Source organism: Aquimarina agarivorans (assembly GCF_000218485.1).
GTDB classification, from domain to species: Bacteria; Bacteroidota; Bacteroidia; order Flavobacteriales; family Flavobacteriaceae; genus Aquimarina; species Aquimarina agarivorans.
Map to the genome: position 1 here is coordinate 26,679 of NZ_AFPB01000158.1, position 11,115 is coordinate 37,793.

Annotated in this window: 9 protein-coding genes; 8 read left to right on the forward strand and 1 reads right to left on the reverse strand. The window is 33.7% G+C overall.

Going from position 1 to position 11,115, the window contains the following annotated elements:
• Positions 1 to 46 precede the first annotated feature (46 nt).
• Positions 47 to 1,405, reverse strand: coding sequence for a DEAD/DEAH box helicase (locus GMC_RS0112015; protein WP_010522365.1), 1,359 nt, complete (start codon positions 1,403 to 1,405; stop codon positions 47 to 49).
• Between the two features lie 520 nt (positions 1,406 to 1,925).
• Here GMC_RS0112015 and GMC_RS0112020 point away from each other — a divergent pair.
• The 8 genes from GMC_RS0112020 to GMC_RS0112055 all read left to right on the forward strand — a co-directional run bounded on the left by GMC_RS0112020 (position 1,926) and on the right by GMC_RS0112055 (position 10,963).
• Positions 1,926 to 3,221 (forward strand): anthranilate synthase component I family protein, encoded by a 1,296-nt coding sequence (locus tag GMC_RS0112020; protein ID WP_010522366.1) that lies wholly within the window; start codon positions 1,926 to 1,928, stop codon positions 3,219 to 3,221.
• Between the two features lie 27 nt (positions 3,222 to 3,248).
• Positions 3,249 to 3,860: an arsenate-mycothiol transferase ArsC gene (locus GMC_RS0112025; protein ID WP_010522367.1), complete on the forward strand. Its 612-nt coding sequence runs from the start codon at positions 3,249 to 3,251 to the stop codon at positions 3,858 to 3,860.
• 124 nt (positions 3,861 to 3,984) lie between these two features.
• Positions 3,985 to 4,416 carry a thioredoxin family protein gene (locus GMC_RS0112030; RefSeq protein ID WP_010522368.1) on the forward strand — a complete coding sequence of 144 codons (432 nt, stop codon included), beginning with the start codon at positions 3,985 to 3,987 and terminating at the stop codon, positions 4,414 to 4,416.
• Positions 4,417 to 4,457: 41 nt separating this feature from the next.
• Complete coding sequence (gene tilS / locus GMC_RS0112035) at positions 4,458 to 5,792, forward strand: tRNA lysidine(34) synthetase TilS (protein ID WP_010522369.1); 1,335 nt, start codon at positions 4,458 to 4,460, stop codon at positions 5,790 to 5,792.
• A 29-nt stretch (positions 5,793 to 5,821) separates the two neighbouring features.
• Positions 5,822 to 7,810, forward strand: a complete 1,989-nt coding sequence (locus tag GMC_RS0112040; protein ID WP_010522370.1) for a protein-disulfide reductase DsbD family protein — start codon at positions 5,822 to 5,824, stop codon at positions 7,808 to 7,810.
• Between the two features lie 196 nt (positions 7,811 to 8,006).
• Complete coding sequence (pfkA, locus tag GMC_RS0112045; protein ID WP_010522371.1) at positions 8,007 to 8,993, forward strand: 6-phosphofructokinase; 987 nt, start codon at positions 8,007 to 8,009, stop codon at positions 8,991 to 8,993.
• Positions 8,994 to 9,023: 30 nt separating this feature from the next.
• Entirely contained in the window at positions 9,024 to 10,025 is a 1,002-nt protein-coding gene (gene gap / locus GMC_RS0112050) for a type I glyceraldehyde-3-phosphate dehydrogenase (protein WP_010522372.1), read from the forward strand.
• An 83-nt stretch (positions 10,026 to 10,108) separates the two neighbouring features.
• On the forward strand, positions 10,109 to 10,963 hold the full coding sequence (locus GMC_RS0112055; RefSeq protein WP_010522373.1) for a BadF/BadG/BcrA/BcrD ATPase family protein: 855 nt from the start codon (positions 10,109 to 10,111) through the stop codon (positions 10,961 to 10,963).
• Positions 10,964 to 11,115: the final 152 nt, after the last annotated feature.

Sequence of the window (11,115 nt, forward strand, 5' to 3'; positions counted from 1 at the left end):
GAATGCAATACATATTAAAGTGCAGTCCACTATTAATCAATAGTAATTATTTTCTTTTATTTCGTCTGTTGTAATTTTTATCTCCTTTTGTTTTAGGTTTTTTGTATTTTTTTGCAATTTCTCTACGGTAGGAGCCTCCTTGATTTGTTTTACTATTTTTTTCACTTTTTTCATGAAAAGCAGCTCCACGTGCTTCGGGTTCTTGATTCTTTCGGCGTTTAGTCGTATCAATTTCTACAACTTTCGGTCTTTCTTCTGGGGTAAGCTCTGTTGAAATTTCCACATTATCAGGAAAGGGAAGTTCATCAATCTTAATTTTCATTAAGTTTTCAATATTTTCCAGATAGTCCATTTCTTTGGGAGTGGTCATTAAAATAGCGCTCCCTTTTTTCTCGGCTCGACCGGTACGACCAATTCGATGAATGTAATTTTCTGGATAATCAGGGGTGTCCAAGCTAATGACTTGCGATACACTGTCAATATCAATACCACGTGCCATTACATCAGTAGCAATAAGGATACGATTATCGCCTTCTTCAAATTGGCGAATACTCCGTAATCGGTAATTTTGTGTTTTGTTGGAATGTATGACACAAGATTCTCCAGTAAAGGTGGTTTCTAAAAAATCATAAATACGATCTGCCATACGTTTGTTGTGGGCAAATATGATCGTTTTATGAAAGGTTTCGTAGTCGTCAAGTAACCTTGCCAGTAAGTTTAATTTGGTATAAAAATTTGGAACGGTATATCTGGTTTGTGTAATATTGTGTAAAGGAGTTCCGCTTACCGCAACTGAAATTGTGGTAGGATTAATAAATGAATCTTTAATAATTTTAGTGACTTTATCGGTCATGGTGGCCGAAAAAAGGATTCCTTGTCGCTGGCGCGGAAGCAGTTCAATAATATTTTCAATTTGAAATTTGAAACCCAAATCCAGCATCACATCTACTTCATCAATAACTAACTTTTGAATAGATTTTAATGCGATGGCTCTGGCCAAAGCTAAGTCATATAAACGACCAGGAGTGGCAACAATTATATCAGCACCTTGGGCAACGGCTTTTTTTTGAGTATTAATGTTTGTGCCACCATAAATGCCAAGTATTCTGTTGTTAATATAAGTACTCAGTTTTTCTAATTCACCAACTACCTGTACTACAAGTTCACGAGTAGGTACCAAAATAAGTACTCTTGGATTGAGTTGTTTGCTGTAAGGAAGTACCCTTAAAATAGGCAGTAAATAGGCAAGGGTTTTCCCTGTTCCAGTTTGGGCGATACCTATAACATCTTTACCAGACATAATTACGGGATAGGATTGTGCTTGGATAGGGGTCGCCGTTTCAAACCCTAAATCATTTAAGGCGTTGGTAAGTGGGGTGTTTAAGTTAAGGTTAGTGAACTTCACAGTAGTTATATTTGTGGCAAAGGTACGTTATTTGCGCTGAGCTTTAAAGCATACGTATAGCGATGTTTTTACTAAGGATTGAATTGATTTTAAACGTAAAATTACATTTTATACTGGTTCTGATTTTAAAGTTTCAAACAAAAAACCCATATTAAACGGGAAATTTAATGTAGGAAACGTTAGAAGTGTAATTATTTTGTTGAAAACGAGAACTGGTGAAGTTTGTATTTTTGACTTGGAATATCAGTATCCCTGTTGAATTTGAGGATAAGAAAGGTGCGAAGGGAGTTATAGTAGCAATTAGCTTACGTATTATCAAAATCCCATTTTTATAAAACGTCATCTTTTGGAAAGGAAAATGACTTTTATTGGAATTCTTTACATAGAGTTAAAATAATAATAGAAGTCAACAAATTGCGAAAGTATTTTATGTAAAGATGGCACTTGTTTTATTTGAAGCTAACCGATATTAAAATAAACTAAAAACCTATATTTGTGATTAGAATATAACACCTTTTTAGTGCGCATTACCAAGATATTTAATGTTGATGAAATTGACAAAATAAAGCTGCAATTACTACAATGGGCGCAGCAGTTTGAAGAGGTAATTTGGTTGGATTCCAATAAGTATCAACAAAAATATGGAACTTATGATGCGATCCTAGCCGTAGATGCTTTTACTAGCATTAAAACAGATTTTACAAATGCCTTTGAAAAGCTTAATGAATACCAACAGGAAACTAAAGATTGGCTTTTTGGCTATTTAACGTACGACCTTAAAAATGCTACAGAAAATTTAATTTCTCAAAATACAGATGGGTTACAGTTTGCTGATCTTTCTTTTTTTCAACCAAAAAAAATGATCATTTTAAAAGGCAATATTTTGGAATTTCATTATTTACGAATGGTAGATGATGAAATCATGCCTGACTTTAATGAAATTAAATCGTTAGTAGCAAATAAACCAAAACCTTCAGCACACGGTAAAGTTAAAATTCGTGTTAAGTTAACTCATGACCAATACAGGGAACGTGTTCAGCAAATGCAACATCATATTTTGCGTGGAGATATTTACGAAGCTAATTTTTGCCAAGAGTTTTATGCCGAAAACACATTAATTGACCCTTTAGCAACTTATAATAAACTAAATGCAATATCGCACGCACCTTTTGCTGCTTTTTTAAAGTTGGATTCACACTATGCGCTTTGTGCTTCGCCCGAGCGATATATATTAAAAAAAGGTCAACAATTAGTTACGCAACCAATAAAAGGAACAGCCAAACGTTCATCAGATGTTGACACAGACAAACAATTATTATTGCACTTAAAAAATAGCGAAAAAGAACGGGCGGAGAATGTAATGATAGTTGATTTGGTACGAAATGATTTGTCAAAAACAGCCGAAAAAGGGAGTGTAAAAGTAACAGAATTATGTGGTATTTATTCATTTGCTCAAGTGCATCAAATGATTTCCACTGTTGAGAGTGTTTTAAAAAAAGAATGTACACCTACCGATGCCTTAAAAAGTACTTTTCCTATGGGAAGCATGACTGGGGCTCCTAAATTTTCAGCAATGCAAATTATTGAAAATTTGGAAGTCACCAAAAGAGGGCTATATAGTGGGAGTATCGGCTATTTTACACCAAATGGCGATTTTGATTTTAATGTGGTTATCCGAAGCATTTTGTATAATGAAAGTGAAAAGTACGTTTCTTATTCCGTTGGTAGTGCCATCACGGCAAAATCAGCTATTGATGCGGAATATGAGGAATGTTTATTAAAAGCTAAAGCCATGCGACAAGTGTTAGAAAAATAGAACCAACAAACTTATAGTTTCAAAAATATGAATACAAAAATACACCATTTAATTACTTCATTAAACACGGATTTGATAGCACAAGACCGTAAAGATTTATTAAAAACCTTTACGAAATATTTGCAAGAAAAAGTAGATGCTAATCAAGAAATTCGTTTAAATTTTATTTGTACTCACAACTCTCGCAGAAGTCATTTATCGCAAGTTTGGGCACAAGCAATGGCTCATTTTTATGGGATTCCTAATTTGTTTTCATACTCAGGAGGTACTGAAGCTACTGCAATGTTTCATGTGGCTGCCAAAACACTTAGTAATCAAGGTTTTGAAATTAAACAATTATCCGAGGGTACAAATCCTATTCATAGTGTAAAATACGATCAGGACAAACATCCTATTATTTGCTTTTCAAAAACCTTTGATCATGCATTTAATCCGAAATCGAACTTTGCAGCAATTATGACTTGTTCCAGTGCCGATGAAAATTGCCCTTATGTAGCTGGAGCAGAAAAAAGAATAGCTATGACTTTTGAAGACCCTAAAGCCTTTGACAATACTCCCCAGCAGGCTGAAAAGTACGAAGAACGCAGCGTGCAAATTGCCACTGAATTAAAATACGTATTTAGTTTGCTTGAAAAATAGCTCTAATTATAAATATTGAAATTATCCAGTATGTTTTCTAAAATACACTGAATAATTTCTTTTATAAACAAGCGTTATTTTAACGTATATAAATAAAAAAATCACAAATTATTAAAACTCCAATATGAAGCAATTACTAATAGTTTCAATATTTATTTTAGGATTTATAAATGCAAATGCTCAAAAATGGATTACAGATTTGGACGAGGCAAAAAAAATTGCTGCGCTTGAAGATAAAAAAATAGTAATGGTTTTTATGGGATCAGATTGGTGTCCGCCTTGCAAAAAATTAAATAAGAATGTTTTAAGTTCAAAAGAGTTTAAGGCACATGCGGACAGGAACTATGTGATGGTAAAGGTTGATTTTCCTAAAAAAACTCCAAATTTGTTATCGGAAAATCAAACAGCCTATAACTTAGAATTATCAAAGCAATATAATCCTAAAAGAAAATTACCCAGAATCATAGTAATGAATGACAAAGCGGAGATTTTAGGAAAAACAGGTTACAAACGAATGAATCCGATGGCGTACATAAAATTATTATCTTCATTTTAGGGTTAGTATTTAGTCATCGATCTTACTATATTTGAGCTGTTATGCTCAATCAATTTATAACACATTTTAAGGCCTATTTTAAGCAGTATTCCAAAGGTACTGTTGGCGTAGCTATTAGTGGTGGTGTGGATAGTGTAGTGCTTGCTTATTTACTTAAGGAGGCTGGTTTTGATATTGCGCTTTTACATTGTAATTTTCAGTTAAGGAATATAGCCAGTAGTGGGGATCAAGCTTTTGTAAAGCGTTTGTCGGATCAGTGGAATGTTCCTTTTATAACAACTGAATTTAATACTAATGCTTACGCAGAAATTCATAAAACCTCTATTCAAATTGCAGCCAGAGAATTACGCTATCAGTGGTTTGAAAAAATGGCAAAAATACATCACTTGGGAAGTATTGCTACCGCACATCATGCCGATGATAATTTAGAAACTTTTTTAATTAATTTTTCAAGGGGAACTGGTTTGGAAGGACTAACGGGCATCCCTGAAAAAAATGGACTTTTTATACGACCATTACTGAAATTTACTAAAAACGAGTTGATAGCCTTTGCGAAAAATGAAAATTTATGTTGGCGAGAAGATGCTAGTAATTCAGATGTCAAATACCTTAGGAATCAGCTGCGTCATTTGGTCATCCCTAACTTAAAAAAGACTAACCCAAAATTACTTTCTAATGTTTCGCAAACAATAGGTTACCTAAAACAGAGTCAGGCGATTATTACTTCTTACATAAATACTGTAAAAACAGAAGTAATGTTGCCCGATATTACAACAGGTGGATTTAAAATTGATATAATTGCATTAAAGAAAGAAGCGCAATTGGATTTGGTATTGTTTGAGCTTTTTAAAAATTATGGTTTTACTGCTTGGGCGGATATTAAAAATTTATTAGAAAGTCAGTCTGGGTCAAAGGTGCTTTCTAAAACGCATGTATTACTTAAAGATAGATCTTACTTATTATTGTATGATTTGAACCAAAATAAAGGGGTGCCAAATGAGTATTATTTGCATAAGTATGGCAGTAAAATTTCAACTTCTAGCGGAAGCTTTTCAATTATGAAATCAATAGCAGCAAATGCACCAGTAATAAGTATTGAAATTGATGCTGACAAAATTAAATTTCCTTTGCATGTAAGAAAAAAGCAGGAAGGCGACTATTTTTATCCAGTAGGAATGCAAGGTAAAAAGAAACTAAGTAAGTATTATAAGGACGAAAAAATGTCGTTGCCTGAAAAGGAAAAAATTTGGCTTATTAGTTCGCAAAATGAAATCATATGGGTAGTGGGAAAAAGAGCCGATAGGCGTTTTAAAGTAACTGAAGCTACACAAACCAAAGCAATATTAATTTTTGAAAGTGATCATTCAATAAACTAATGTTATTTACACATTAATAATTGTAACTAATGAAAATATACAATAAGGATTTACTAAAATTCCTGTTTCTTTTTTTAATTTCTACGACCGCAACAGCGCAAGTTTTTAATCCAGTCACATGGAAAACTTCAACCAAGGATTTAGGTGGTAATGAGTATGAAATTCAATTTAAAGCCAGCATTAAGGAGGGGTGGCATGTATATAGCCAACATATTAAAGGAGACGAAGGTCCGTTACCTACTGAGTTTAGTGTAAAAGCTGAAAATATTACTCTTTTAGGAGGGGTAAGCGAGCCTAAAGGAATTGAAGGTTTTGATAAAACCTTTGAAATGGATATTAAATATTTTGAAACAGCGGCTGTTTTTATTCAAAAGTTGAAATTGCTTGACGGTTATACGGACCCAATAAAAGCATCAGTTCTTTTTATGGTATGTGATGATGAGCGTTGTCTGCCGCCTGAAGAAAAAGAATTTACTATTAATTTAAAAAGTAGTAAAGCGTCAGTTGCTACCAGCAGTTCAATTTCGGATAAAGATCAAAAATTGTCAGAATCGCTGAGGCTTCCTATAAAATCTAGTAATGAATTTAGGTTGTCATCCGTAGAAAAAAAAGGATTATGGAAGTTGTTTTTTTTGGGTTTTTTAGGGGGGTTGATCGCACTACTTACTCCATGCGTATTTCCAATGATTCCTTTGACCGTTTCGTTTTTTTCACATAGTTCAGGAAGTTCTAGTGAGGGCATAATGAAAGCGCTGTTGTACGGATTGTTCATTTTAACCATTTATATATTGGTCAGCGTTCCGTTTCATGTAATGGATTCTGTAAATCCGGATGTATTAAATAATGTATCCACAAATACATGGTTAAATGTGTTGTTTTTTGTCATATTTGTGGTGTTTGCTATTTCATTTTTTGGTTATTTTGAAATTACACTACCTGCAAAATGGAGTAATGCAATGGATTCCAAAGCAACAAAATTAGGTGGTGTTTTTGGAGTGTTTTTTATGGCCTTAACACTAACCTTAGTTTCCTTTTCATGTACGGGACCAATTTTAGGATCATTACTTGGGGGGTCCTTGTCTAATGACGGAGGAGCAATACAGCTAACTTACGGCATGGCAGGTTTTGGATTGGCATTAGCCTTACCGTTTGCATTTTTTGCATTGTTTCCAAATTTATTAAAAAGGCTTCCCAAAAGCGGTGGTTGGATGACTACCGTTAAAGTAGTTTTAGGTTTTATTGAATTGGCTTTTGCACTTAAGTTTTTATCAAATGCTGATTTAGTACAACATTGGGGTATCCTGAAAAGAGAAATTTTTATAGGATTATGGATTTTAGTTGCTTTAGGTCTTGCAGCTTATTTATTTGGATTGTTTCGATTTCCGCATGATGCACCAAATCAAAAAATTAATTTAAACCGAAAAATATTAGGAACAATTGCACTTGTATTTACAGGTTATTTAGTGCCAGGAGTATTACCTACTGATGCGCCCAATTTAAAATTACTAAGTGGCTTTCCGCCACCAACATTTTACAGCATTTATAACAAACACGAAACCAATACGCATTCATTCGGGAAACATGTGTTTACCGATTTTGATGCAGGTTTTGCTGCTGCAGAAAAAATGAATAAACCCATATTAATAGATTTTACTGGATGGGCGTGTGTAAATTGCCGAAAAATGGAAGAGCAGGTGTGGAGTGTTCCTAAGGTAAAAAAACTGTTAGATGATCAGGTTGTTTTAATTTCACTTTATGTTGATGATCGGAAAAAATTGAATAAAGAAAATCGTTTTACTTACCAATTTCCAAATTCTTCAAAATTGAAAAAAATAAAGACCATTGGGGATAAATGGGCAACTTTTCAGACTATCAATTTCAAAAATAATTCGCAACCTTATTACGTATTAATGGATACAAGCTATAATTTATTGCAAAATCCTGTAGGATATACACCAGATGTTGATACTTACTACAATTGGTTAAAAGAAGGAGTAGCAAAAAGTGTTAAAAATTAATAAAAGTATTAGGATTTTTTGATTGTTTTGAAACAAATAATAAAAACGAAAATACAATCCTTTAATTTGGCTTTTTGTTGAATTTATTTTAACAAAATGCTCTATTTAGTAAAAATGCCACAATTTATTAATCGAAAACGTTTTAGTTTTTTGCTAGATTAGGTTATTATATCCTTTTAAAATACTTTTGGGCTAAATGACTAAAAAAATCAAAAAAATAGGTGTACTTACATCGGGTGGCGATGCACCAGGAATGAATGCAGCCATAAGAGCAGTAGTGCGAACTTGTGTGCATTATAATGTTACTTGTGTAGGTATTTACGAAGGGTATAAGGGATTAATTGAAAACAATATGATTGAGCTTGATGCGCGATCAGTTGCCAATACCATTAATAGAGGAGGAACTTTTTTAAGATCAGCCAGATGTTTGGAGTTCATTCAACCCGAAGGAAGAGTAATAGCGCATGAAAACCTACTAAAACAAGGTATTGATGCCTTAGTGGTAATAGGAGGTGACGGAAGCTTTACGGGAGCTTTAAAATTAAATAACGAATTTAATTTCCCAGTAGTTGGTATTCCTGGTACTATAGATAATGATATTAACGGTACTGACTATACAATAGGATACGATACTGCTTTAAATACAGTGGTACATGCTATTGATAAAATAAGGGATACGGCAAGTTCACACAATCGTTTATTTTTAGTTGAGGTAATGGGGCGCGATGCTGGAGATATTGCTATTAGTGCTGGTATCGGAGGTGGTGCTGAAGAAATACTTATTCCTGAAAAAGATGATTTTAGCATTGATCGTTTAATGGAGTCATTGGAACATAGCCGTATCACAGGTAAAACATCAAGTATCATTATAGTTGCTGAAGGGAAAAAAGGGATGAATATCCTTGAAATGAGGGATTATGTACACAAACACCGACCTGAATACGATGTTAGGGTGTCCGTGCTTGGGCATTTGCAAAGGGGAGGAGCACCTAGTTGTACTGATAGGGTATTAGCAAGTAAATTGGGTGTAGGCGCTGTTGATGCACTTATGAAAGGACTTACTAACGTAATGATTGGTGTTAGTCACCGTAAAGCAGTCACTGTTGATTTAAATGTGGCTCTTGATAAAAATAGAAAATTAGACAGAGACTTACTGCGTGTTGCAGACATAGTTTCTTTATAATAAATTAAATAGTAAACTAAAATTTGAAATATGAGTACTTTAAAACTAGGAATTAACGGTTTTGGACGTATCGGTAGAATTGCATTCCGTGTAGCTGCAAAAAGAGATAACGTAGAGATTGTTGCTATCAACGATTTGTTGGATGTTGAACATTTAGCATATTTACTGGAATACGATTCAGTACACGGTAAATTTGACGGTACAGTTGAGGTGAAAGATGGAAGTTTAGTAGTAAACGGTAAAACAATCCGTATTACAGCCGAAAGAAATCCTGAAGATTTAAAATGGGATGCTGTAGGTGTTGACGTTGTACTTGATTGTACAGGGATTTTTACAACATTAGATAAAGCTCAAGCTCACATAAAAGCAGGTGCTAAAAAAGTGGCTATTTCAGCACCATCTGCTGATGCACCAATGTTTGTAATGGGTGTAAATGATGATAAATTAACGAACGATCATACAATTGTATCTAATGCATCTTGTACTACTAACTGTTTAGCTCCGTTGGCTAAAGTTATTGAGGATGAATTTGGTATTCAAGAAGGATTAATGACTACTGTACATGCTGCTACAGCAACTCAAGCGGTTGTTGATGCCCCTTCTAAGAAAGATTACAGAAGTGGTCGTTCTTCATTAAATAATATTATACCAGCCTCTACTGGTGCAGCTAAAGCTGTTGGAAAAGTAATTCCAGAATTAAATGGATTATTAACAGGTATGGCTTTCCGTGTACCAACTGCTGATGTTTCAGTTGTTGATTTAACGGTAAAAACTAAAAAAAATGCTTCAATGGCTGATATTCAAGCTGCAATTAAAAAAGCTGCTGATGGACCAATGAAGGGAGTGTTAAAATATACTGATGAAGCCGTTGTATCTCAGGATTTTGTTGGTGAAACACATACATCTACTTTTGATTCTGGTGCTAGTATCGCATTGAACGATAACTTTTTTAAGCTAATATCTTGGTATGATAATGAATATGGTTATTCTACTAAATTAGTTGACTTGGCTACCAAAATTGGGAACCTATAATATATTTTAAAAGCCCTGTATGAAAATTATGGGGCTTTTTGTATTTTAACATTACAAATTACAAACCACCTAAAATATACTCTATGATATTACTTGCCGATGGAGGATCAACTAAATGCGATTGGATACTTTTAGATCACAATGGTAAACAAGTACTTAAAACTAGAACTAAAGGTTTAAATCCAGCTGTTTTTAAATCAGAGGTTCTTAAAACTAGGCTTTACGCTAATGAAGATTTAAAATCATACAAAGATCAAGTTAAAAGTGTACACTTTTACGGAGCTGGTTGTGGTACTCCTGAGCCAACTAAAATTTTAGAAGATATATTAGTAGACTATTTTGGTGATTCCGAAGTAATGGTTAAAGAAGATATGGTTGCTGCCGTATTTGCAGCTACTACCGAACCTGGAATTGTATGTATTTTAGGAACAGGCTCAAATAGCTGTTATTTTGATGGGGATAACATTCATATGGAAGTAGAATCTTTAGGCTATGTACTTATGGATGAAGCTAGCGGAAACTATTTTGGAAAACGTTTGCTACGTGATTACTACTATAAAAGAATGCCAAAAGCGATTGCTGAAGAATTTGAAAAGCGTTACGATCTTTCGCCTGATGCCATAAAGGAAAACGTGTACAGGAATGAAAATCCAAATACCTATTTAGCTAACTTTGCAGAATTTATTTTTACAAGCGAAGAGCGTAATGGATACTTTTATCTCTTAATTACTGAAGGCATTAAAAAGTTTATTGAAAATAGAGTAATGTGCTTTCCTGAAGCACAAAACGTACCCATTCATTTTATTGGCTCTATTGCCCACTTTAGTCAGGACATCATTAGAGATGCTTTATTACCTTACCATTTAACGATGGGTAATATTGTTCGCAGACCCATTGATGGTATAATTGATTATTACAGAAACGAAATATTGGCATAAAACTACTTTTTATCATTCCGTATTATTTAAGAACTTTTTCGCTACATACAATATTTTCCAAAATATTTTGTAGCAGAACAAAATAATCAACCAGATGCATTTTTCTGACATTAGGAAAGTGCTTTTTGTTGACTAAATTTTATATAAAACCT

What these genes read in the sequence shown, in the direction of transcription:
- GMC_RS0112025 (WP_010522367.1), top strand. Translation starts at nt 3,249, where the DNA reads ATGAATACAAAAATACACCATTTAATTACTTCATTAAACACGGATTTG.
- GMC_RS0112030 (WP_010522368.1), top strand. Translation starts at nt 3,985, where the DNA reads ATGAAGCAATTACTAATAGTTTCAATATTTATTTTAGGATTTATAAAT.
- tilS (WP_010522369.1), top strand. Translation starts at nt 4,458, where the DNA reads ATGCTCAATCAATTTATAACACATTTTAAGGCCTATTTTAAGCAGTAT.
- GMC_RS0112040 (WP_010522370.1), top strand. Translation starts at nt 5,822, where the DNA reads ATGAAAATATACAATAAGGATTTACTAAAATTCCTGTTTCTTTTTTTA.
- pfkA (WP_010522371.1), top strand. Translation starts at nt 8,007, where the DNA reads ATGACTAAAAAAATCAAAAAAATAGGTGTACTTACATCGGGTGGCGAT.
- gap (WP_010522372.1), top strand. Translation starts at nt 9,024, where the DNA reads ATGAGTACTTTAAAACTAGGAATTAACGGTTTTGGACGTATCGGTAGA.
- GMC_RS0112055 (WP_010522373.1), top strand. Translation starts at nt 10,109, where the DNA reads ATGATATTACTTGCCGATGGAGGATCAACTAAATGCGATTGGATACTT.